The sequence below is a fragment of the Streptomyces sp. NPDC051664 genome, from assembly GCF_044453545.1.
Classification (GTDB): domain Bacteria; phylum Actinomycetota; class Actinomycetes; order Streptomycetales; family Streptomycetaceae; genus Streptomyces.
In genome coordinates this window covers 13693-35100 of sequence record NZ_JBITCU010000012.1, presented here as the reverse complement: position 1 = coordinate 35100, position 21408 = coordinate 13693, and the positions used below count along the sequence as shown (strand labels likewise).

At 69.1% G+C, this 21408-nt stretch carries 22 protein-coding genes; 11 read left to right on the top strand and 11 right to left on the bottom strand.

Annotated elements, in window-relative coordinates; genetic code table 11:
• Window position 1: 1 nt before the first annotated feature.
• From nadC to ACIA8E_RS22575, 7 genes are all read left to right on the top strand, one after another.
• Window positions 2–1045, top strand: coding sequence for a carboxylating nicotinate-nucleotide diphosphorylase (nadC, locus tag ACIA8E_RS22605; protein WP_399301011.1), 1044 nt, complete (start codon window positions 2–4; stop codon window positions 1043–1045).
• Complete coding sequence (locus ACIA8E_RS22600; RefSeq protein ID WP_030925312.1) at window positions 1045–1842, top strand: type III pantothenate kinase; 798 nt, start codon at window positions 1045–1047, stop codon at window positions 1840–1842. The genes nadC and ACIA8E_RS22600 overlap by 1 nt, the downstream gene beginning before the upstream one ends.
• A gap of 138 nt (window positions 1843–1980) precedes the next feature.
• Window positions 1981–2568 (top strand): hypothetical protein, encoded by a 588-nt coding sequence (locus ACIA8E_RS22595; RefSeq protein ID WP_399301308.1) that lies wholly within the window; start codon window positions 1981–1983, stop codon window positions 2566–2568.
• 61 nt (window positions 2569–2629) lie between these two features.
• On the top strand, window positions 2630–2809 hold the full coding sequence (locus ACIA8E_RS22590) for a hypothetical protein (protein WP_399301009.1): 180 nt from the start codon (window positions 2630–2632) through the stop codon (window positions 2807–2809).
• A 149-nt stretch (window positions 2810–2958) separates the two neighbouring features.
• Window positions 2959–3375, top strand: a complete 417-nt coding sequence (locus tag ACIA8E_RS22585; RefSeq protein ID WP_399301007.1) for a BlaI/MecI/CopY family transcriptional regulator — start codon at window positions 2959–2961, stop codon at window positions 3373–3375.
• A gap of 9 nt (window positions 3376–3384) precedes the next feature.
• Entirely contained in the window at window positions 3385–3942 is a 558-nt protein-coding gene (locus tag ACIA8E_RS22580) for an amino-acid N-acetyltransferase (RefSeq protein WP_078852725.1), read from the top strand.
• A 144-nt stretch (window positions 3943–4086) separates the two neighbouring features.
• The gene (locus ACIA8E_RS22575; protein ID WP_399301004.1) at window positions 4087–4422 is read left to right on the top strand and encodes an Lsr2 family protein; all 336 of its coding nucleotides are present in this window, start codon (window positions 4087–4089) and stop codon (window positions 4420–4422) included.
• On the opposite strand, the gene ACIA8E_RS22570 is transcribed toward ACIA8E_RS22575, so the two are convergent.
• Window positions 4401–5015 carry an SCO3374 family protein gene (locus ACIA8E_RS22570; protein WP_399301002.1) on the bottom strand — a complete coding sequence of 205 codons (615 nt, stop codon included), beginning with the start codon at window positions 5013–5015 and terminating at the stop codon, window positions 4401–4403. The genes ACIA8E_RS22575 and ACIA8E_RS22570 overlap by 22 nt on opposite strands.
• 430 nt (window positions 5016–5445) lie before the next feature.
• Here ACIA8E_RS22570 and ACIA8E_RS22565 point away from each other — a divergent pair, with 430 nt between their 5' ends.
• Window positions 5446–7974, top strand: a complete 2529-nt coding sequence (locus ACIA8E_RS22565; protein WP_093777840.1) for an ATP-dependent Clp protease ATP-binding subunit — start codon at window positions 5446–5448, stop codon at window positions 7972–7974.
• A 90-nt stretch (window positions 7975–8064) separates the two neighbouring features.
• Here ACIA8E_RS22565 and ACIA8E_RS22560 read toward each other — a convergent pair whose 3' ends face one another.
• Both ACIA8E_RS22560 and ACIA8E_RS22555 read right to left on the bottom strand, forming a co-directional pair.
• The gene (locus ACIA8E_RS22560) at window positions 8065–8244 is read right to left on the bottom strand and encodes a hypothetical protein (RefSeq protein ID WP_399301000.1); all 180 of its coding nucleotides are present in this window, start codon (window positions 8242–8244) and stop codon (window positions 8065–8067) included.
• Window positions 8245–8365: 121 nt separating this feature from the next.
• Window positions 8366–8536, bottom strand: coding sequence for a hypothetical protein (locus ACIA8E_RS22555; protein WP_399300998.1), 171 nt, complete (start codon window positions 8534–8536; stop codon window positions 8366–8368).
• 502 nt (window positions 8537–9038) lie between these two features.
• Between ACIA8E_RS22555 and ACIA8E_RS22550 the strand changes: the two genes are divergently transcribed.
• Complete coding sequence (locus tag ACIA8E_RS22550; protein ID WP_399300996.1) at window positions 9039–9737, top strand: M23 family metallopeptidase; 699 nt, start codon at window positions 9039–9041, stop codon at window positions 9735–9737.
• A 38-nt stretch (window positions 9738–9775) separates the two neighbouring features.
• On the opposite strand, the gene ACIA8E_RS22545 is transcribed toward ACIA8E_RS22550, so the two are convergent.
• Window positions 9776–10360, bottom strand: a complete 585-nt coding sequence (locus tag ACIA8E_RS22545) for a TetR/AcrR family transcriptional regulator (RefSeq protein WP_399300994.1) — start codon at window positions 10358–10360, stop codon at window positions 9776–9778.
• 124 nt (window positions 10361–10484) lie between these two features.
• On the opposite strand from ACIA8E_RS22545, the gene ACIA8E_RS22540 reads away from it, so the two are divergent.
• Window positions 10485–12122: an MDR family MFS transporter gene (locus ACIA8E_RS22540; RefSeq protein WP_399300992.1), complete on the top strand. Its 1638-nt coding sequence runs from the start codon at window positions 10485–10487 to the stop codon at window positions 12120–12122.
• A 114-nt stretch (window positions 12123–12236) separates the two neighbouring features.
• Here ACIA8E_RS22540 and cseC read toward each other — a convergent pair whose 3' ends face one another.
• From cseC to ACIA8E_RS22515, 5 genes are all read right to left on the bottom strand, one after another.
• A complete protein-coding gene (gene cseC / locus ACIA8E_RS22535; RefSeq protein WP_399300990.1) occupies window positions 12237–13640 on the bottom strand; it encodes a two-component system sensor histidine kinase CseC in 1404 nt (467 codons plus the stop codon).
• Complete coding sequence (cseB, locus tag ACIA8E_RS22530; protein WP_399300988.1) at window positions 13637–14341, bottom strand: two-component system response regulator CseB; 705 nt, start codon at window positions 14339–14341, stop codon at window positions 13637–13639. Before cseB ends, cseC begins: the two co-directional genes overlap by 4 nt.
• Window positions 14342–14420: 79 nt before the next feature.
• The gene (locus tag ACIA8E_RS22525; RefSeq protein ID WP_399300986.1) at window positions 14421–15110 is read right to left on the bottom strand and encodes a hypothetical protein; all 690 of its coding nucleotides are present in this window, start codon (window positions 15108–15110) and stop codon (window positions 14421–14423) included.
• A complete protein-coding gene (locus tag ACIA8E_RS22520; protein WP_399300984.1) occupies window positions 15098–15748 on the bottom strand; it encodes a SigE family RNA polymerase sigma factor in 651 nt (216 codons plus the stop codon). The genes ACIA8E_RS22525 and ACIA8E_RS22520 overlap by 13 nt, the downstream gene beginning before the upstream one ends.
• A 176-nt stretch (window positions 15749–15924) precedes the next feature.
• Window positions 15925–16827 carry an A/G-specific adenine glycosylase gene (locus ACIA8E_RS22515; RefSeq protein ID WP_399300982.1) on the bottom strand — a complete coding sequence of 301 codons (903 nt, stop codon included), beginning with the start codon at window positions 16825–16827 and terminating at the stop codon, window positions 15925–15927.
• Window positions 16828–17683: 856 nt separating this feature from the next.
• Here ACIA8E_RS22515 and ACIA8E_RS22510 point away from each other — a divergent pair.
• Window positions 17684–18493 carry a hypothetical protein gene (locus tag ACIA8E_RS22510; protein ID WP_399300980.1) on the top strand — a complete coding sequence of 270 codons (810 nt, stop codon included), beginning with the start codon at window positions 17684–17686 and terminating at the stop codon, window positions 18491–18493.
• 148 nt (window positions 18494–18641) lie between these two features.
• Here the strand turns inward: ACIA8E_RS22510 and disA are convergent, their stop codons facing one another.
• Both disA and radA read right to left on the bottom strand, forming a co-directional pair.
• A complete protein-coding gene (disA, locus tag ACIA8E_RS22505; protein WP_030925348.1) occupies window positions 18642–19766 on the bottom strand; it encodes a DNA integrity scanning diadenylate cyclase DisA in 1125 nt (374 codons plus the stop codon).
• Window positions 19767–19846: 80 nt separating this feature from the next.
• Window positions 19847–21259: a DNA repair protein RadA gene (gene radA / locus ACIA8E_RS22500; protein ID WP_399300978.1), complete on the bottom strand. Its 1413-nt coding sequence runs from the start codon at window positions 21257–21259 to the stop codon at window positions 19847–19849.
• Window positions 21260–21408 lie beyond the last annotated feature (149 nt).

The following is a 21408-nucleotide window of genomic DNA, read 5'->3' as shown; positions in this document are numbered from 1 at the left end:
GGTGAGCACGCCCGAAGAGAATCCGCGCCCCACACCCGTGGACGTACCGCTGATCCAGATCGGCGCGCCCGCACCGTCCGCCGGCGGCTGCGGGGACGCCTGCGGCTGCGGCGGGGACGACGACTACGAGCTGGACCCGCTGGAGTGCGGCCTCGACCCCGACCTCGCCCAGCTCCTCGCCGACGCGGGCCTCGACCCCGTTCAGGTCGAGGACATCGCGCACGTCGCCATCGAGGAGGACCTCGACCACGGCGTGGACGTCACGACCGTCGCGACGGTCTCCGAGGAGGCCATGGCCACAGGTGACTTCACCGCCCGTGAGGCCGGTGTCGTCGCAGGTCTGCGGGTCGCCGAGGCCGTCCTGTCCATCGTCTGCACGGCCGAGTTCGAGGTCGAGCGCCACGTCGAGGACGGCGACCGCGTCGTCCCCGGCCAGAAGCTGTTGACGGTCACCACTCGCACCCGCGACCTGCTCACCGGCGAGCGCAGCGCGCTCAACCTGCTCTGCAGGCTCTCCGGCATCGCGACCGCGACCCGCGCCTGGGCCGACGTGCTCGAAGGCACGAAGGCCAAGGTCCGCGACACCCGGAAGACCACTCCGGGACTGCGCGCCCTGGAGAAGTACGCGGTGCGCTGCGGCGGCGGCGTCAACCACCGGATGTCGCTCTCCGACGCCGCGCTGGTCAAGGACAACCATGTCATCGCGGCGGGCGGTGTCGCCGAGGCGTTCAAGCGGGTGCGGGACGAGTTCCCGGACGTACCGATCGAGGTCGAGGTCGACACCTTGGACCAGGTCCACGAGGTCCTGGCGGCGGGCGCCGACCTGATCCTGCTGGACAACTTCACCCCGGCCGGGACCGAGGAGGCCGTAGCGGTCGTCGGCGGCCGCGCGGCCCTGGAGTCGTCCGGCCGTCTCACTCTCGACAGCGCCCGCGCCTACGCCGACGCGGGCGTCGACTACCTCGCCGTGGGTGCGCTCACCCACTCCTCGCCGATCCTCGACATCGGCCTGGACTTCCGTGACACCGACGGGGCCGGCGCCTGATGCTGCTCACCATCGACGTCGGCAACACCCATACCGTCCTGGGCCTGTTCGACGGTGAGGAGATCGTCGAGCACTGGCGGATCTCCACCGACGCCCGGCGTACCGCGGACGAGCTCGCGGTGCTGCTCAACGGCCTGATGGGCATGCACCCGCTGCTCGGCGAGGAGCTGGGCGACGGCATCGAGGGCATAGCGATCTGCGCCACCGTCCCTGCGGTGCTGCACGAGCTGCGCGAGGTCACCCGCCGTTACTACGGGGACGTCCCTGCCGTGCTCGTGGAGCCCGGCATCAAGACGGGAGTGCCGATCCTGGTGGACAACCCGAAGGAGGTCGGCGCGGACCGCATCATCAACTCGGTCGCCGCCGTCGAGCTCTACGGCGGCCCGGCCATCGTCGTCGACTTCGGCACCGCCACCACTTTCGATGCGGTCTCCGCCCGCGGCGAGTACGCGGGCGGGGTCATCGCCCCCGGCATCGAGATCTCGGTCGAGGCGCTCGGCGTCAAGGGTGCCCAGCTCCGCAAGATCGAGCTGGCCCGGCCGCGCAGCGTGATCGGCAAGAACACGGTCGAGGCCATGCAGGCGGGCATCGTGTACGGCTTCGCGGGTCAGGTCGACGGCGTTGTCGAACGCATGAAGAAGGAGCTGGCGGCCGACCCGGACGACGTCACCGTCATTGCGACCGGCGGCCTTGCTCCGATGGTGTTGGGCGAGTCCTCCGTGATCGACGAGCACGAGCCCTGGCTCACCCTCATCGGCCTGCGCCTGGTGTACGAGCGCAATGTGGCCCGGATGTAGGCGGAGCGCCGGGCACCTGCGGGAACGACGCGGCGGCGGGATGGCCGCCGCCGCGCCGCCGTCGGCCAGCTAAGCCGATTTTGTCCATTTAGCACGTATTGTCGCGCTATGCCCACGCCTTACGGATCACGCGGCGGTATGGCGTTCAGCGCGGACGAGCTGCGAGTGCTCCGACGCGCCCTCGCCAACGCCCTCCACCCCGCGCCCCTGCCCGACGACGATGTCCAGGACTGCCTGCGTCTTGCGGGCTCCGTCGACGAGGTGGCCGGCGAGGCGGGACGGCTGCGCGCGTTCCTCCTCGCCGACCTCGTCCGCTACCGAGATGCCCTTCCCGGCTCCGCCACCGGCTATCTGGAACTGCTCCAGGACGCCCTGGCCGCCGGTTACGACCCCCGCCCGGAGGATCTGGCCGCACTGCGCCTCCAACGCTGCAGACCGGTCGCCGCGGCGCTCCTGGAGCGCTGCCAGGTGCTCGCCGAGCGGTCGGTACGGGCCCGGCTCGCCGGCCGGGCCGTACCCGCGACGACCCCCGCTCCGCGCAGCCGGCTGCTGGCGCTGCCCGGCGGCCGGGCGGCGGCCGCCGAACCCGAACGGCCGAAGACCCCGCCGGCCCCGGCCCGTCCGGTGCCGACGCCCGAGCGCCCCGCGCCGAAGCCCTCGGAGGTCTTCCCGCCCCGCCGCCCGGCCCCGCCGGCCCCGCCGGCGCAGCAGCGCGCCGCGGGATAACCACGCCGGACGGCGGAGGGGGCACACGGAAGTCCGTACCGGGCTCGCTACTCTGGACGCCATGGACTACGTATCCGCGCTCGTGCCCCCCGTGGTGATGGCCGCCTTCTTCATCGGTCTCGTCGTGACGATCGTCAAGAGTCAGGGCGGCCCCAACAAGGCCAAGGAGGACGCGGCCGTGGACTCGGCGACCAGGCGCGCCGAGGCGGTGCAGAAGACCCCGCGGACCGACGGCGTCTGACCGGTACCTCACGTACTGCCACTGCACTGCACAGCACTGGATCGCATCGCACTGCACCGAGCGAAGGGCGTACGGCTCATCATGAGCCGTACGCCCTTTTGCTGTGCAAATAACCTGCCATTCCAGACATCTAGCACTATGGTGACGCTGTGCCCCGCCAATTGGGAGAGCTGGAAGACGCCGTGATGACGCGGGTCTGGCAATGGAACCGTCCGGTCACCGTGCGGGAAGTCCTTGAGGACCTTCAGCAGGAACGGTCCATCGCGTACACGACCGTCATGACGGTAATGGACAATCTCCATCAGAAGGGCTGGGTGCGCAGGGAAGTCGAGGGCCGCGCATATCGATATACGGCGGTCTCCACCCGCGCCGCCTACTCGGCCGCACTGATGAACGAAGCCTGGTCGCACAGTGACAACCCGGCGGCCGCTCTTGTCGCCTTCTTCGGCATGATGTCCGCCGAGCAGCGCGAAGCTCTCCGCGATGCGATGCGGATCGTATCCCCGGAGGCCCCGGGGGCCGGTGATCACCCGGCTGATGACGCGGGCCCGGAGGCCGAGCGATAGCGTCGGGGCATGTCCTCAGAGCTTCCGCATACAGATTTCCGTACCGAACCGTCGGTTATAAACGCAGCCATCACTGTCCGCCGTGCCAGGACGAGCGATGTGCCCTCGGTCCGTCGTCTGCTCGACGGGTACGTACGCGAAGGCATCCTGCTCGACAAAGCGACGGTGACGCTTTACGAGGACATCCAGGAGTTCTGGATCGCGGAACGCGACGCGGATGCCCGGGTCATCGGCTGCGGTGCACTCCATGTGATGTGGGAAGACCTCGCCGAAGTCCGTACTCTCGCGGTCGATCACAGCATCAAGGGTGTCGGAGTGGGGCATCAAGTGCTGGACAAGCTGTTGCAGACCGCTCGCTGGCTGGGTGTGCGCCGGGTTTTCTGTCTCACCTTCGAAGTCGACTTCTTCGCCAAGCACGGCTTCGTGGAGATCGGAGAGACACCGGTCGACACAGATGTCTACAGCGAGCTGCTGCGTTCCTATGACGAGGGCGTAGCAGAGTTCCTCGGTCTCGAACGAGTGAAGCCGAACACCTTGGGCAACAGTCGGATGCTTCTGCACCTGTGACCGCTGGAAGAACCCGGAACCCTATGTCCGAATCGCGCATGTTTCCCGTGTTCTTGCACTCCTGAACCTCTCCCAGGGGTTTGTGTTTTCCGGAGAAAAGCGGTTTCCTTTCCGCGTACTGCATTTTCGATGAAAGGAAATCCGGTGGCACAGAAGGTTCAGGTCCTTCTTGTCGATGACCTCGACGGTGGCGAGGCGGACGAGACAGTGACGTTCGCTCTGGATGGCAAGACGTACGAGATTGACCTCACCACGACCAACGCGGACAAGCTCCGCGGTCTTCTTGAGCCGTACGCCAAGGGTGGCCGACGCACCGGTGGCCGTGCCGCGGCCGGCCGTGGCAAGGGTCGCGCCGTTCCCGGTGGCAACAAGGACACCGCCGAGATCCGTAAGTGGGCGCGCGAGAACGGTCACAATGTGAATGACCGCGGTCGTGTTCCGGCAGAGATCCGCGAGGCTTACGAGAAGGCCAACGGCTGAGCTGTCGACTGATCGGCCGTGCATCCCGTTGCCGGCCATCCTGTTCCGGTACGCGTCAACCGGGCCCGGTGGCATTCCGTTGCCACCGCGTCCACGAGCCGTACGAGATCGGGAGCATCCCCACCCCTGCTCCCGAGGCCGGCGAGGGCCGGGAGCTCCGACTCCCCCTCGTGCCGCAGCTCGGGGGGCCGCAGCCATACGGCGGCCCCCGGCGAGCCGGCCGCCCAGCCGGGCGGTGCCGGCGCGATGATCCGCCCGCCCGTTCCGACGGCGGTCAGTGTGAGGGCCACCCCGCCCCACTCCAGCCAGTCGAGCAGCCCCGGCAGCTCGTCGGCGCCTCCCGGGGCCACCAGTAGCCCCATGGTCTGCCCGGTCAGTGCCACCGGCCCGGTGCGTCCCGCCCGCCGCAGCGCAGCGTGACCCGCGACCGCGGGCAGTTCCAGGACGTCGAACCGCAGCCCGGTCAGCAACCGGACCGGAGCGGTGCCCGTCGTCGCCCAGCCGAGCTCGCGTTCGTACCACTGCGCATGGTCGCCATGGCCGTCGCGGTCGTCGGCGAGCGGCGAGCGCGGAGGCGGGACGGGGAGGGCCATGCCGGAAGAACTGCCGAGAGACCCCAAGGGTTACGCAGAGTCCTCCATTGCGTGCACAGCGTGTCCGGAATGGAGGGCGCACGAGCGCATTTTGGAGCGCAAGGATGTTCGCCCGTAGCGGAGGGAACCGGCGTGCGCCGCATGGACTGTCTGTAATTGCGGGTAAGACATCCCTAGTGGGGAGGGGCGACACGCAGGCCGAGACGTCTCACGTTCGCCGTCGGCGTACTGGCGATAGGGGTATCTGCCTGGCCTGCGGGAACATCGTCTCGCACCATCGGGTTGGAGCAGTTGTCGGCGTTCGGGGCAGGAGGCCAAGGACGGGTGTCGGCAGTTGGAATGAGCGGTCCCCGCTTGCGGGACTAAGCTGCGGAAGGACAGGGAGGGGACCGACCCCTTACTGCCTGACCGCTCTGAGGAGCGATTAACGATGTTCGAGAGGTTCACCGACCGCGCGCGGCGGGTTGTCGTCCTGGCTCAGGAAGAAGCCCGGATGCTCAACCACAACTACATCGGCACCGAGCACATCCTCCTGGGCCTTATCCACGAGGGTGAGGGTGTCGCCGCTAAGGCCCTGGAGAGCCTCGGGATTTCGCTCGAGGCGGTCCGCCAGCAGGTGGAGGAGATCATCGGTCAGGGCCAGCAGGCCCCGTCCGGGCACATCCCCTTCACCCCGCGAGCCAAGAAGGTCCTGGAGCTGTCGCTCCGCGAGGCTCTTCAGCTCGGCCACAACTACATCGGTACCGAGCACATCCTGCTCGGCCTGATCCGCGAGGGCGAGGGCGTCGCCGCCCAGGTCCTCGTGAAGCTGGGCGCCGACCTGAACCGCGTGCGGCAGCAGGTCATCCAGCTGCTCTCCGGTTACTCGGGAGGCAAGGAGGCGGCCACTGCAGGCGGCCCCGCGGAGGGCACGCCCTCCACGTCCCTGGTGCTCGACCAGTTCGGCCGGAATCTCACCCAGGCCGCTCGCGAATCCAAGCTCGACCCGGTCATCGGGCGCGAGAAGGAGATCGAGCGGGTCATGCAGGTGCTGTCCCGCCGTACCAAGAACAACCCGGTTCTCATCGGCGAGCCCGGCGTCGGCAAGACGGCGGTCGTCGAGGGCCTGGCGCAGGCCATCGTCAAGGGCGAGGTGCCCGAGACCCTCAAGGACAAGCACCTCTACACCCTCGACCTCGGCGCGCTGGTCGCCGGCTCCCGCTACCGCGGTGACTTCGAGGAGCGCCTGAAGAAGGTCCTCAAGGAGATCCGCACCCGCGGCGACATCATCCTGTTCATCGACGAGCTCCACACCCTGGTGGGTGCGGGCGCCGCCGAGGGCGCGATCGACGCGGCAAGCATCCTCAAGCCCATGCTGGCGCGAGGCGAGCTCCAGACGATCGGTGCGACGACGCTCGACGAGTACCGCAAGCACCTGGAGAAGGACGCGGCCCTCGAGCGCCGCTTCCAGCCCATCCAGGTCGCGGAGCCGTCGCTGCCGCACACCATCGAGATCCTCAAGGGTCTGCGCGACCGCTACGAGGCCCACCACCGCGTGTCCATCACGGACGAGGCGTTGGTCCAGGCCGCGACGCTGGCCGACCGCTACATCTCGGACCGCTTCCTGCCGGACAAGGCGATCGACCTGATCGACGAGGCCGGTTCCCGGATGCGCATCCGCCGGATGACCGCGCCGCCGGACCTCCGCGAGTTCGACGAGAAGATCGCGGGCGTCCGCCGCGACAAGGAGTCGGCCATCGACTCCCAGGACTTCGAGAAGGCAGCGTCTCTCCGCGACAAGGAGAAGCAGCTGCTGGCGGCGAAGACCAAGCGGGAGAAGGAGTGGAAGGCCGGCGACATGGACGTCGTCGCCGAGGTCGACGGCGAGCTGATCGCCGAAGTCCTGGCCACGGCCACCGGCATCCCGGTCTTCAAGCTGACGGAGGAGGAGTCCTCCCGTCTGCTGCGTATGGAGGACGAGCTCCACAAGCGCGTCATCGGCCAGAAGGACGCCATCAAGGCCCTCTCGCAGGCGATCCGCCGTACGCGAGCCGGTCTGAAGGACCCGAAGCGCCCCGGTGGCTCGTTCATCTTCGCCGGCCCGTCCGGTGTGGGTAAGACCGAGCTCTCCAAGACGCTCGCCGAATTCCTCTTCGGTGACGAGGATGCGCTGATCTCCCTCGACATGTCGGAGTTCAGCGAGAAGCACACGGTTTCCCGCCTCTTCGGTTCTCCCCCCGGTTACGTGGGTTACGAAGAGGGCGGCCAGCTCACCGAGAAGGTGCGCCGCAAGCCGTTCTCCGTCGTCCTCTTCGACGAGGTCGAGAAGGCCCACCCCGACATCTTCAATTCCCTGCTCCAGATTCTGGAAGACGGTCGCCTGACCGACTCCCAGGGCCGGGTCGTGGACTTCAAGAACACGGTCATCATCATGACGACCAACCTCGGGACCCGGGACATCTCCAAGGGCTTCAACCTGGGCTTCGCCGCCCAGGGCGACGTCAAGACCGGCTACGAGCGGATGAAGAACAAGGTCAACGAAGAGCTCAAGCAGCACTTCCGGCCCGAGTTCCTCAACCGTGTCGACGACACGGTCGTGTTCCACCAGCTGACCGAGGAAGACATCATCCAGATCGTCGACCTCATGATCGCCAAGGTGGACGAGCGGCTGAAGGACCGCGACATGGGCATCGAGCTCAGCGCGGAGGCCAAGTCGCTCCTGGCGAAGAAGGGCTACGACCCCGTGATGGGCGCCCGGCCGCTGCGCCGGACGATCCAGCGCGAGATCGAGGACATCCTCTCCGAGAAGATCCTCTTCGGTGAGCTTCGTCCCGGTCACATCGTGGTCGTGGGCACTGAGGGCGAGGGTGAGGACAAGAAGTTCACCTTCCGTGGCGAGGAGAAGTCGGCACTGCCCGACGTCCCGCCGATCGAGCAGGCGGCAGGCGGCGCCGGCCCGAACCTGACGAAGGACGCGTAAGGGCGCGTCGAGCGTCTGAGCATGTGAAGGGGCTGCCCCGGACCGTTCCGTACGGTTCCGGGGCAGCCCCTTTTTCTGTGCGGTCCGGGATCAGCGGGTGATGCGGAGGCCCGTCGGTCCGAGGACGTGGACACCGATGTACTCGAACTCGACCTCGACAGCGAGGCCGGGCAGGACCAGGAGCGGCGTGAGATCCGGCGGCGCCGACCACTTCCTGCCCTGACGCCGATCACCTCCCTCCCCGGCCTGCGCCAGGTGAAGCTTTCGCACGTGCCCGCGTACGGGCTGGACAGCGTCCTCATGTACGGCAGGGGCGAGCCAGCTGGTCCGGGCCTCACAGGACACCCCACGGGACGGTCTCGGCGCCTGGGCGGGCCTGACATCGCTCTGCCTACGCACCCTCGCTCTGCCGGCGGCCCTCTTCGCCGGTCTGCACCGGACGCTCGCCGTCACCGACCTCCGGCCGGCCGAGCCCGGGCTGTGCGGCCGCGCCGCAGAAGCGGCCCTGCCCGATGTCCAGCTCCTCGGCATCGGGCAGGGCCCACGTAGACCTGCACAGCACGGTCTCCTGGCGGTACTGGAGGTCCAGGCCGGCTCCGACAGGCCGGGCGGCGCGGGCCGGCAGGGCCGGCTCCTGCCGCCCGGCGCAGATAGGCGAAGAGGCCGCAGGCCGAAGGTCCCGAATCGGACAGCCCTTGGTCCCACCGCGGGTGACAAGGCGCACAGCCCTTTCGGGGCCTACTACGAGACATAGGGGGCGTGGCCGCGAGCGCGGGAGGGACCTCTGCCCCGGGGGCGACCGGGACCTTCGGGGCGACAGCGCGGGATGCCTGGAACGCTAGGCAATGTCCGTTTAGGGCGGTTTGGAACTGGGGTTAAACCTGCCCGGCCGAAGAGATCCGGCGGGGTGCGGCGGGGGGTCCGCAGGAATGGATTCCCGCGGGGTCGGCTACGGCTTTTGTTCGTAGATGGGGTGTTTGGGCATTGCTGGGGGTCCGGGTTACCAAGGGATAGCCAGCCCGGCGGACAAGCCGGGACGACTCACCTCCGGAGGATCTCCGCATATGTCGAAGCGCGCTACGTTCCAGCACTCCCGCCGCCCGTCCGTGTCCCGCGTCCGTGGCGCCGTGGTGGCAGCCGGCCTGGGGACGACGATGGTTCTCGGTGCGGGCGCTGCGTTCGCGGCCGGTGCGGCGGCGAGCGTCCCCGACGCGGCGAGCCTGGTCAACGCCGCGGCCGATTCGGTCGCCAAGCAGGCGACCGTTCAGGGCAAGGCGGCCCAGGTCGCCAAGCAGGCGGTGGCCAAGAAGGCTGCCGAGGCGAAGAAGGCCGCTCGCCTGGCGACCTCGTGGGAGGCCCCGGTCAGCCACTACAAGCTGAGCGCCAGCTTCGGCAACGACGGCTCGCGCTGGGCCCACAAGCACTCCGGCCAGGACTTCGCCGTGCCGATCGGCACCAAGGTCGAGGCCGCGCACGGCGGCGTCGTCGTGAAGGCCGGTCCGAACGGCGGCGGTGACGGCCCCGCGTACGGCAACGCCATCGTGATCAAGCACGGCAACGGCATGTACTCGCAGTACGCCCACCTGTCGAGGATCGACGTGCACATCGGCCAGTCGGTGGAGAAGGGGCAGAGGATCGCCCTTTCCGGTAACACCGGCAACTCCAGCGGCCCGCACCTGCACTTCGAGATCCGGAACACCGCCAACTACGGTTCCGCGGTCAACCCGGTGGCCTTCCTGTACAAGCAGGGCGTCACGGTCTGACCGGACCGGACGCGCTCACCCGCACAGCCCGGGCCCCGCTACTTTGCGGGGTCCGGGCTGTGGGCTTGCGTGACCAGACCGACGGCGACTTCGAGGACGGCCTCGCGCTTGTCCTCGACGTTGCCGTCGACGTCCTTGAGGAAGAACATCCCGGCGTGCATCGAGACAAGCGCGCTGACGCAACGGACCTGGTCGGCGAGGGCGGCGTCGGGGTCCTTGAGCAGATCGAGCAGCTCCATGAGCCTCTTCTTCGAGGTCTCCCCGACGCTGAGATCGCGCACGGCCGCCTGGTTCTCCTGCATGAAGCGGAACAAGGGGGCGGCGTCGATCAGTGCGTCGCTGTAACGGACCAGGAGCTCCTTCTTCGTCTCCAGGGTGCGAGGCTGCTCCTTGCCCCAGGCGATCAGCTTCTCGACGGGCCGGTTGAGGTCGTCGAAGATGCTGACGAGGATGTCCTCCTTGGTCTTGAAGTGGTAGTACAACGCCGCCTTGGTGACGTCCAGCTTCTCGGAGATCTCGCGCAGTGAGGTCTTCTCGTAACCCTGCTCGGCGAAGAGCTCCAGGGCGACGTCCTGGATGCGCTGGCGCGTGTTGCCCCGGCGTGGCTGCGGCGTGCTGCCCATGGTGCTCTCCCCAAAAAACTTACTTGACGCCCGGCTAGTTACAGGTTCTACTGTCACCAGTGTAGTCAACTAGCCGGGCGGCAAGTAAGTGGCCGGTGAACAGGGGATCAGGGAGTTGGGGATCATGTCGGACCTGAAGAAGGCGGCAGACGGGAAGGCGGACGGCAGATCAGCCGGCAAGGCTGCCGACGCGCCGGGCACCGCGCCCGAGCCGCGCCAGCGCAGCGTCCGGGTGGTGATGCTCGCCCTGATGATCACGATGCTGCTGGCCATGCTCGACAATCTGATCGTCGGCACCGCCATGCCGACCATCGTCGGCGACCTCGGCGGTCTGGAGCATCTGTCCTGGGTCGTCACCGCGTACACCCTGGCCACCGCGGCCTCCACCCCCATCTGGGGCAAGCTCGGCGACATGTACGGACGCAAGGGCATCTTCCTCACGTCCATCGTGGTCTTCCTGATCGGCTCCGTACTGAGTGGAATGGCCCAGGACATGGGCCAGCTGATCGGCTTCCGGGCGATCCAGGGACTCGGTGCGGGCGGCCTGATGGTCGGCGTCATGGCGATCATCGGCGACTTGGTGCCGCCCCGTGAGCGCGGCAAGTACCAGGGCCTGATGGCCGGTGTGATGGCCATCGCCATGATCGGCGGACCGCTGGTCGGCGGCACCATCACCGACCACCTCGGCTGGCGCTGGAGCTTCTACATCAACCTGCCGCTGGGTGCGGTCGCCCTTGCCATGGTCACCGCCGTGCTGCACCTGCCGAACAAGGAGCGCACCAAGGCGAAGGTCGACTACCTCGGTGCCGGGCTGCTGACTCTCGGCATCACCGCGATCGTGCTGGTCACCACCTGGGGCGGTTCGGAGTACGCCTGGGACTCCGCCATGATCATGGAGCTCGCCGCGATCGGCGTCGTCTCCCTCGTCGGCTTCCTCTTCGTCGAGACGAAGGCTGCAGAACCGATCATTCCGCTGCACATCTTCCGCAACCGCAACTTCACGCTGATGTCCCTCGTCGGCTTCATGTCCGGCTTCGTGATGTTCGGCGCGGTGCTCTTCCTGCCGTTGTTCCAGCAGTCCGTCCAGGGCGCGTCCGCGACCAACTCCGGACTCCTGCTCCTGCCGATGCTGCTGTCGATGATGGTCGTCTCGCTGATCGCCGGACGGGTCACCACCAGCACCGGAAAGTACAAGATCTTCCCCATCATCGGCTCCGTCCTGATGGTGGCCGGTCTGTTTCTGCTCTCGCAGATGGACACCGGCACCAGCCGCTTCACCTCCGGCATCTACATGGCGGTGCTCGGCGCGGGCATGGGCTTCCTGATGCAGATCACCATGCTCGTCGCGCAGAACAGCGTCGAGCTGAAGGACATGGGCGTCGCCTCCTCCGCGACCACCCTCTTCCGTACGCTCGGCAGCTCCTTCGGTGTCGCGATCATGGGGGCGCTGTTCACCGGACGAGTGCAGGACGAGATGGCGGCCCGCGGCGGCGGAGCGGCCACCGCGAGGTCAGCGCAGCTGGACGCGGCGAGCCTGGCGAAGCTGCCGGACCCGGTGCGTGAGGCGTACCAGTTCGCGGTCTCGTCCGGGACCCACATCGCCTTCCTGGTCGGCGCTTCGGTCGGCGTGATCGCGCTGCTGGCGGCGGTGTTCGTCAAGGAGGTGCCGCTGCGCGGAGCCGGCCCGGAGGCCAAGGCGGAGGCCGACGGGGAGGCCATCGCGGACGCCGGTACCGGCACCAGGCAGAGCGAGACCGTCTGATCACCGTCTGATCCGGCCGACCTGGCAACAACGGCAAGGCCCCTGGGGCGCGATCCACGCACCCCAGGGGCCTTGCCGGTCTTCTCGCCCAGCTCAGCTCGGTCTCAGCCCACCTCAGCCACCGAACTGTGTGCCGTCCGACGCGGCGTTCGCCCCCGGACTGTCCGTGCCGCCCGGTTCTGCCTTGGCTGCCCTGCGCTGTTCGGCGAGCTGAAGGATGGGGAAGCTGCCCGTGTTCGTCGGGGCGTGCTCCGGCAGCCACAGCACGGCGATCGCCCCGCCGGCCCCCTCCGCCGCGCCCTGCGGCGCCGCGTTCCGGAAGGTCAGCCGGGCGCCGAGGACCCGGGCCTGACCGGCGGCGATGGTCAGCCCAAGCCCGTGCCCGTGCCCGGCGCGGTCGCTGCTTCCGGTACGGAACCTGCTCGGGCCCTCCCGCAGCAGCGCCTCCGGGAAACCGGGCCCGTGATCGCGGACGCGCACCACCCGCCCCTCGACCGTGACCTCCACCGGAGTGGAACCGTGCTTGGCCGCGTTGCCCAGCAGATTGCCGAGAATGCGCTCCAGCCTGCGCGGATCGGTGTTGACCCACGACTCGTGCACCACCTGGACCTGCACGTCCGGGGCCAGCAGAGCGACCCGCCGGCCGACGAACTCGCCGATCGCGATCTCCTGCAGCTCGGCCCGCTCCGACGCACTGTCCAGCCTGGCCACCTCCAGCACGTCCTCGACGAGCGTGCGCATCGCCTGTGCCCGGTCCCGAACGAGCTCGGTGGGGCGGCCCGGCGGCAGCAGCTCGGCCGCCGTCAGCAGCCCGGTCACGGGTGTGCGCAGCTCGTGCGCGATGTCCGCGGTGACCCGGCGCTCGGCCTCGATCCGTTCGTTCAGCGCGTCCGTGAGGGCGTCCACCGCGCGGGCCAGGTCGTCGGTCTCGTCCCGGATGACGCCGCCGATGGCGTCCCTGACCCGTACCTCCGTATTGCCCTGCGCGACCTTCCCGGCCGCGGCTGCCGCTTTGCGCAGCCGGCGCGACAGCTGGCCGCCGATCAGTACGCCGAGCGCGCAGCCGCCGAAGACCACCGAGACGGAGCCGATGATCAGCGCGCGGTCGAGATCGCCCATGATCGTGGTGCTGCGGTTGGCGAAGCGGGTGTGCAGCGACAGCACGTCACCGTTGGCCAACGGCACCGCCGCCCACACATCGGGTACCCCGTTCGCGTACTCGTCGACATGCGTGGCGCGCCGGTTCCTGCGGGTCTCCGCGCGCAGGCTCTGCGGCATCGTCGGGTCGTTGAGCTTGGCGCCGAACTTGGGGTCGGCCTTCTTCGTCTTCGTCGCCTCGTACAGCAGCTGCGCGTATGTCAGCCGCTCCAGCTGGACCTCACGGGCGTTCTCCAGCATCGAGACGCGGGCGGCGTTGTGGACGACGAGACTCAGCGCGACCGCGATCAACGCGCCGACCGCCGCGATCGCGATGCTGATCTTCCAGCGGACACCTGTCCGCAGAGCCGGCCGCGTCATGCCTTGAGCTTGTAGCCGAAGCCGCGGACCGTCTCGATCCTGTCCTGTCCGATCTTGGTGCGCAGCCGCTGCACATGGACGTCCACGACCCGGGTGTCGCCGCCCCAGCCGTAGTCCCAGACCCGTTCGAGCAGCTTGTCGCGGGAGAGCACTGTGCCGGGCGCGGACGAGAACTCCAGCAGCAGCCGCATCTCGGTAGGAGTGAGCGCCACCTGCTCGCCGCCCCTGCGTACCTCCATGCCCTCGGTGTCGACCTCCAGATCACCGAAGACCAGCACCCCGGCGACGGGCTGCGACTCCGTCTCCGTACCGCCCGACTGTCCGCCCGACGCATGACCGAAGCGGCGCAGCACGGCGCGGATCCTGGCGACCAGCACGGCGCCGTCGAAAGGCTTCGTGACGTAGTCGTCGGCGCCGGCCTCCAGGCCGAGCACCACGTCGATCGAGTCGGCGCGGGCAGACAGCATGATCACCGGGACCGTCGACTCGTCCCGGATGCGGCGGCAGAGACTGACGCCGTCCAGGCCCGGCACCATCACGTCGAGCAGGGCGATGTCCGGACGGTCGGCCCGGAACGCCTCCAGGCCGGAGAGGCCGTCGGGCATCGCGGTGACCACGAATCCGTCCCGCTCCAGCGCCAGCTGGGTGGCCTCGCGAATGACATCGTCGTCCTCGACGAACAGGACGTGGGTCTCGGCCATCGACTGCTCTCAGCTCTCGCTTCTCGGGTTGGCGGCTCTTCGCCGGCTCGTAGGCGCCGGTCTCGGTCCTTCGGCGGTCTCAGTTCGTCGTCGGATCGGCGGGCTCCGGGAGCCCCGCTTCCCCGTTGCCGACAGCTCTGTTGAAGTCGTTGTGCACCCGGTCGTGCTCGCTGAACCGGTTGCCGACCCAGCGGTACGTGACCACTTCGTCGCCGGACGGGTATGCGACCGCGTCCTTCTTCTCGTACACCTGCGTCGTCACCACCAGGTCACCCCGGTCGATGGTGCCGTAGACCGCGGGCTGCTCAGTGGTGAAGACGTTCTGGTACGTGCCGTCGCTGCGCGCGCGGTACACGTAGGTGCCGACGCCTACCGAGTCGCCGCAGGTCATCACATTCACCACGACGTCCGCCGACGAGCCGCCGGTCAGCGTGCCGTACGAGGCGTCGACCGGGTACTCGTCCCCCGTGCAGGCCTTCAGATCCGTCCTGACCCGCTCGCTCACCTTGGGGTCCCGCTTGACCAGCTGGACGGCATCGACCCGCCGCACGGACTTCCCCGTGGGCGGGGTGGCGGCCGACGGTGTGACCTGGGCGACCGGCTGCGTGCCGGCCGGTCCCTCGTCGCGGGTGCCCGTGCCACCGGTGGAACAGCTGACGGTGAACAGCCCGAAGGCGGCGAGCCCGGCCATTGCCGTGCTGCCCGCCGCCCAGCCGGTGAGACCGCCGCCTCTGCCGGTCGCTCTGCTTCTGCCTGTCAGGCCGCGCACCGCTCCCGCCCCCGTTCCTCGTACCGCCGGTCCGCCTGTCCGCGGACCTGCGCCGGTACCCGTGCACGCCCCGGAGCACCGGTGGCCGGAGTCCGGTTGCCCGCCGTGCTGCGCTGGGCCTCACGGATCGTGGCTTCCCTGCTCATCGCCTCTCGGCTCTCCAGCTCCTGGCGCAGTCGCGCCAGCGCCCGGTGCAGCGTGCTCTTCACCGTACCGGCCGACATTCCGAGCGCCGCGGCCGTCTCCTCCGTGCTCATCTGCTCCCAGTGTCGCAGCACCACAACGCTGCGCTGCTTGGGAGCCAGCACGCCCAGGACGTCCATCAGCAGAGCACGGTCGGCGCGCTGCTCGGTGCCGTCCTCGACGCTCGCGTCGGGCAGCTGCTCGGTGGGAACCTCCTCCAGCTTGCGGGCCCGCCACCACTCCGTACGCGTGTTGATCATGACGCGGCGCAGGTAGGCGTCGGCGAGGGACTTGTCGGCGATACCATCCCAGCGGCCGTACGTACGGGCCAGGGCGGTCTGCAGCAGGTCCTGCGCGTCCACCGGGTCGGGGACCAGGCGGCGCGCACTGCGCAGCAGGGCCTCCTGCCGGGTGCGTACGTACTCTTCGAATTCGAGCACCTCGCCATGCGCCATTCCAACCGCCTCCGTCCCCGTAGATCCCCGTCTGACCTCTGCCAGCCACTGGTCGCGTGAGCTGACGGTCGGAGACGTTACGGAGCGGTTGTCACGGCGCTGTGCGGAGCAGCCATACGCCGACGCACGGCTGTCCATCGGTTGTGTAACAGCGGGTGGGAGCCCCCCTCTTGCTCCTAACCCAGCGGCAGTTGGTAGTGATCGCCCGGAAGTGGTTCGACCAGGCCGTCGGCGACCAGGCCGTCCAGCGCCCGGGCCCGTTGCGCCGGCTCCTCCCATACGGCGTCGAGCGCCGACTGCGGAACCGGGGCCACCGCCTCGCGGAGCACGGCGAGCAGCCGGCCGCGCACCTGCCGGTCGGTACCGACATAGGTCTGACCGCGGCGCGGGGGCCCCTGATGCTCCGGCTTCCCGGCCAGCCGCCAGGCGCACTGCATGGCGATTGGGCATCGCGTGCAGTCCTCGTTCTTGGCGGTGCAGACCAGCGCTCCGAGCTCCATCGTCGCGGCCGCCCAGCGGGCCGCCCGTTCGTCCTCGTCGGGCAGGAGCGCGCGGGCGAGCTTCCGCTCGGCGGCGGTGGTCGCATTCGGCGGGTACTGGATGCCGGTCGCGGCCCGGGCGAACACCCGGCGGACGTTCGTGTCGAGTACGGCATGCCGCTGTCCGTACGCGAACGAGGCCACGGCCGCCGCCGTGTACTCACCGATCCCGGGCAGCGCGAGCAGCTGACTGTGCTCACTCGGTACGTCGCCGCCGTGTCGTTCAGTTATTGCCTGCGCGGCTCCGTGCAGGCGCAGCGCTCGCCGCGGGTAGCCGAGCCGACCCCAGGCACGGACCGCTTCACCGGGCGGCTCGGCGGCCAGATCGGCGGGGCGCGGCCAGCGGGCCAGCCACTGTTCGTACACCGGGAGGACCCGGCTGACGGGGGTCTGCTGCAGCATGAACTCGCTCACCATCACACCCCAGGCACCCGCTTCGGGGCGGCGCCAGGGCAGATCGCGGGCGTGCTGGTCGAACCACCCGATGACGGGCGCGTGGAGGGATGTGGGGGGCGTCTGTGTCGCAGTCATGGCAGTCATCGCAAGCCGATCCTGGCATGGAAGGGCAGGCAACGGTCTTGGCAGCGGGGGTGTCGCCCGTCATGGGGGGCCCATGGAGTGATAATGCCACCCGTCTGTCCCCACAGTGAGCCTCAGCCGGCGTCTTCATCCGCGCTCGGCGCGGACTAGGCTGTCCGCTCCGGGGCCCGGTGTCCGACCGCGAGGGGCACCGGGCTGTTCCTTGCCGTCAGGGCGAGCGACCGAGCCGGGCGGGACAGCCGACGATCACCAGCGCCGCGACCGATCCCGCCCACAAGCAGACCCGCCGCCACATCGCACGGAAGGCGCACCCCGGCAAAGACCCGCGAGACCGCCGACAGCAGCGCCGGCGGCACCGTGAACCAGGCCGTGCGCGGCCGGCGACCGCGAGAGCGGCGGCAGCCGCGGCTGCCGCCGCCGTGTGGTTGCCGGGAAACGACCGGCTGCCGTCGGCGGACACGGCACCGGCGAGGCCGCCGCAGCAACGACCGACCGGTATGGACGCTCCTCGTCCACGATCGGCTTGAGAAGCTCACCGGCGACGTGGCTGGCGGCTGTCGCGAGTGGCGCGAGCAGCGACAGGGGCAGGGGCAGGTCTCCCGCATCCGCGCTGCGCGCACGCGCCGTGTGCGAAATCGGTGATGTCGCTGTGCAGGGAGGAGAAGGGAGTTGAACTCTCCATGTGACAGACCGTAGGCAACAGGGCGGGGTTGTCACGGTGGGCGATCATCTGGGGGCGCGCCTGACGAAAGTCGGGGTCGTAACAGGCCACTGCATGATGATGATCCGCAAAACTTGGGGATCAGAGCGGCGGGTGGGGCGGGAGTTGGCGCGGATCTCTCGTACAGTTTGCGCCGTGGGATCTCTGCGCAATCCGATCGGGCCGCTTCCCTCCAGCATCTATTGGCGACGGAGGGCCGTAGCGGCGATGCTGGTTGTGCTGCTCGCGCTGCTGATCGCATGGGTCGTCACTTCCGGTGGCGGCAAGGGGAACATGGACGACTCCCGGCCCAACGGGTCCGGACCCGCACACTCGATCACTCCGGGACCCGCCAGTTCCGGTCCGGCCATCACGCAACAACCGGGCGGGCGCGACGATTCGGACGACTCCGGTGGGGGCGGCGGCAGCGGCAGCGGTACGGACGCGGGTTCCGACGGCACCGCCGACGGTGGCTCCGGCACCGACGCCGGATCCGGATCGGGTTCCGGCAGCGCGTCCGGTGGCGGAAGCGAGGGGCAGCAGGTTCCGGCCGGCTCCTCGATCCCCGACTGCACTTCCTCCGCACTGCAGTTGACCCTGCGCACCGAGCTCAACTACAGCCCTGGCGAGAACCCGAAGTTCGAACTGATCGCCAAGAACACCTCGTCGACCGCCTGCAAGGCCGACTTCGGGCCGAAGAGTGCGGTGGTGACCATCACCGAAGCCGGTGGCGACGACAACGAGGTGTGGTCCTCCAAGGACTGCCCGCGCAATGCGGGCAGTGTGCTGCTGGAGGTTCCGGCAGGCGCGACCATCGTCCACACCGTGGAGTGGGACCGGAAGAAGAGCGCCCCGAAGTGCGCGACGCCGCCCGCGGGGGCTGCGGGGGCCGGTACGTATCTCGTCGAGGCGAAGGCTCCCGGCGAGCCGGTGCAGCGTGCCTCCTTCGTCCTCGCGAAGGACTGAGCGGCGCCCGTCCGAGCGGTTCCTGACCGGTACGCGATCACTGTCGCGGTCACGGGAACTGTCGATCACGGGCGTGGTCCGAAACGTACTTCGGGGCCCGGTCCACCGACCGGCCCCGAGGCATGTACTGCTCCGCGCAACCGCTGCGCTAGACGTACCGCTCAAGAATCGACGACTCGGCCAGCCGCGACAGCCCCTCGCGCACACTCCGCGCCCGTGCCTCGCCGACTCCGTCCACCGTCTGAAGGTCGTCGACGCTCGCTGCGAGCAGCTTCTGCAGTCCGCCGAAGTACTCCACCAGCCGGTCGATGATTGCGCCGGGCAGCCGCGGCACCTTCGCCAGCAGCCGGAAACCGCGGGGCGAGACCGCCGAGTCGAGGGTCTCGGGTGAGCCGCTGTACCCCAGGGCCCGTGCCACGACCGGCAGTTCGAGCAGCTCGGTGTGCGAGAGCCCGTCCAGCTCGGTCAGCGCCTCCGTGACCGTACGCGACCGCTTGGCGGTCGGCTCCGGCACGTAGTCACGCACGACCAGCTCTCGCTCCGGCTCGACTCCCGCGATCAACTCGTCGAGCTGGAGGGAGAGAAGCCGGCCGTCGGTGCCCAGCTCGACCACGTATTCGGCGATTTCGGTCGCGATCCGGCGGACCATCTCCAGACGTTGCGCGACAGCCGTCACATCCCGCACCGTGACCAGGTCCTCGATCTCCAGCGCGGAGAGCGTGCCCGCGACCTCGTCGAGGCGGAGCTTGTATCGCTCCAGGGTGGCGAGGGCCTGGTTGGCGCGGGAGAGGATCGCGGCGGACTCCTCCAGGACCCGGCGCTCCCCGTCCACGTACAGCGCGATCAGACGCATCGACTGCGAGACCGAGACGACCGGGAAGTTGCACTGCCTGGAGACCCGGTCCGCCGTGCGGTGGCGAGTGCCGGTCTCCTCGGTGGGGATGGAGGCGTCCGGGACCAGCTGCACGCCGGCCCGCAGGATCTTCGTCATGTCCTTGTCGAGGATCAGTGCCCCGTCGAGCTTGGCCAGCTCGCGCAGCCGCGTCGCGGTGAACTCCACGTCCAGCACGAAGCCGCCGGTGCACATCGACTCGACGGTCTTGTCCATGCCGAGCACGATCAGCCCGCCGGTGTTGCCGCGGAGGATGCGCTCCAGGCCGTCCCGCAGGGCCATTCCGGGCGCGACGGCGCTCAATGAGGCGCGCATCAGCGCCTCATTACCGGTGCCTTGGCCGGACTTTCCGGGCGATGCTGCCCGGTCGCTGGCTGCCACTGCACTCCTCCGGTCACAGGTTTGCGGTGCCCTTATGTCCCTCATACCGTTCGTACGGACGGGCGAGACCAGGGCAAAGTCTACCGGCGTGCGTCGGCCTCCCGTGGGGGCTCTGTACGAGACCGGCGCGGGAGCACTCTCAGCGCGTCGCCCATGTTGGCGACTTCCGTGACCTTCATACCGGGTGGAACCTTCCCTGGGTCGGTCGGCACCAGTGCGTGGGTGAAGCCCAGGCGGTGTGCTTCGGCCAGTCTGCGCTGCACCCCCGTAACCCTTCTGACCTCGCCCGCGAGGCCCACCTCGCCGATCGCCACCAGGTTCTTGGGCAGTGGTGTGTCGCTCGCCGCACTGGCCAGCGCAAGCGCGATCGCAAGGTCCGCGGCGGGTTCGGAGAGCTTCACACCGCCGACCGTGGCGCTGTAGATGTCCCGTTTGCCGAGTGCGCTGATCCGGCCGCGCTGCTCCAGAACCGCCAGCATCATCGAGACCCGGGACGTCTCCAGGCCGGAGGTGGTGCGCCGCGGTGAGGGGATCTGCGAATCGACCGTCAGCGCCTGCACTTCGGCGACGAGCGGGCGCCGCCCTTCCAGCGTGACCGTCAGACAGGTGCCCGGCACGGGTTCGTCGCGCCGGGTGAGGAAGAGGCCGGACGGGTCGGCGAGGCCCGTGATGCCCTCGTCGTGCAGTTCGAAACAGCCGACCTCGTCGGTCGCCCCGTACCGGTTCTTCACGCCTCGGACCAGCCGGAGGCGCGCATGCCGGTCGCCCTCGAAGGAGAGCACCACATCGACGAGATGCTCCAGCAGTCGCGGCCCGGCGATCGCGCCGTCCTTGGTGACATGGCCGACCAGCAGCGTGGACATGCCGCGTTCCTTGGAGGCGCGGATGAGCGCACCGGCTACCTCCCGGACCTGTGCCATCCCGCCGGGTGCGCCCTCGATCTCGGGCGAGGCGACGGTCTGTACGGAGTCGAGGATGAGCAGGGACGGCTTGACCGCGTCCAGATGGCCGAGGACCGCGGAGAGGTCGGTCTCGGCGGCGAGGAAGAGGTGGTCGTTGATCGCCCGGATCCGGTCGGCGCGCAGCCGCACCTGGCTTGCGGACTCCTCCGCGGTGACATAGAGCGTGCGGTGCTCGTCGCTGGCGGCCTTGGCGGCCACATCCAGCAGGAGCGTCGACTTGCCGACGCCCGGCTCGCCCGCCAGCAGCACCACGGCGCCGGGGACCAGCCCGCCGCCGAGCACCCGGTCCAGCTCGTCCACCCCGGTCGGCCGGGCGGTGGCCTGTCGGCTGTCGACCTGGCCGATGGGGAGTGCGGCCGAGCTGACGCGGCCGGCCGCCGTCGTCCGTACGGCAGGGGCGCCGCCGAACTCCTCGACCGTCCCCCACGCCTGGCATTCGGGGCATCGGCCGAGCCACTTGGCGGTCGTCCAGCTGCACTCGGTGCAGCGGTAGGACGGCCGGTCCTTCGCGGATTTTGTACGGGCAGCCATGGCGCCACCGTATAGGTGAGGACTGACAACGCCGCCCGGCGCGGGTACGTGGAAGCTCGCGGTGGTGTCTGTGGCGTGCGGGCGAGGGGGAAGCGCGGGGGTGCAGGGAGAGGGGCGACCGGTCAGGAAGCCCGACGGAATTGACGATT

Coding starts and splice junctions, on each gene's coding strand:
- ACIA8E_RS22600 (WP_030925312.1), top strand. CDS start 1,045: ATGCTGCTCACCATCGACGTCGGCAACACCCATACCGTCCTGGGCCTG.
- ACIA8E_RS22595 (WP_399301308.1), top strand. CDS start 1,981: ATGGCGTTCAGCGCGGACGAGCTGCGAGTGCTCCGACGCGCCCTCGCC.
- ACIA8E_RS22590 (WP_399301009.1), top strand. CDS start 2,630: ATGGACTACGTATCCGCGCTCGTGCCCCCCGTGGTGATGGCCGCCTTC.
- ACIA8E_RS22580 (WP_078852725.1), top strand. CDS start 3,385: ATGTCCTCAGAGCTTCCGCATACAGATTTCCGTACCGAACCGTCGGTT.
- ACIA8E_RS22570 (WP_399301002.1), bottom strand. CDS start 5,015: ATGGCCCTCCCCGTCCCGCCTCCGCGCTCGCCGCTCGCCGACGACCGC.
- ACIA8E_RS22565 (WP_093777840.1), top strand. CDS start 5,446: ATGTTCGAGAGGTTCACCGACCGCGCGCGGCGGGTTGTCGTCCTGGCT.
- ACIA8E_RS22550 (WP_399300996.1), top strand. CDS start 9,039: ATGTCGAAGCGCGCTACGTTCCAGCACTCCCGCCGCCCGTCCGTGTCC.
- ACIA8E_RS22545 (WP_399300994.1), bottom strand. CDS start 10,360: ATGGGCAGCACGCCGCAGCCACGCCGGGGCAACACGCGCCAGCGCATC.
- ACIA8E_RS22540 (WP_399300992.1), top strand. CDS start 10,485: ATGTCGGACCTGAAGAAGGCGGCAGACGGGAAGGCGGACGGCAGATCA.
- cseC (WP_399300990.1), bottom strand. CDS start 13,640: ATGACGCGGCCGGCTCTGCGGACAGGTGTCCGCTGGAAGATCAGCATC.
- cseB (WP_399300988.1), bottom strand. CDS start 14,341: ATGGCCGAGACCCACGTCCTGTTCGTCGAGGACGACGATGTCATTCGC.
- ACIA8E_RS22520 (WP_399300984.1), bottom strand. CDS start 15,748: ATGGCGCATGGCGAGGTGCTCGAATTCGAAGAGTACGTACGCACCCGG.
- ACIA8E_RS22515 (WP_399300982.1), bottom strand. CDS start 16,827: ATGACTGCCATGACTGCGACACAGACGCCCCCCACATCCCTCCACGCG.
- radA (WP_399300978.1), bottom strand. CDS start 21,259: ATGGCTGCCCGTACAAAATCCGCGAAGGACCGGCCGTCCTACCGCTGC.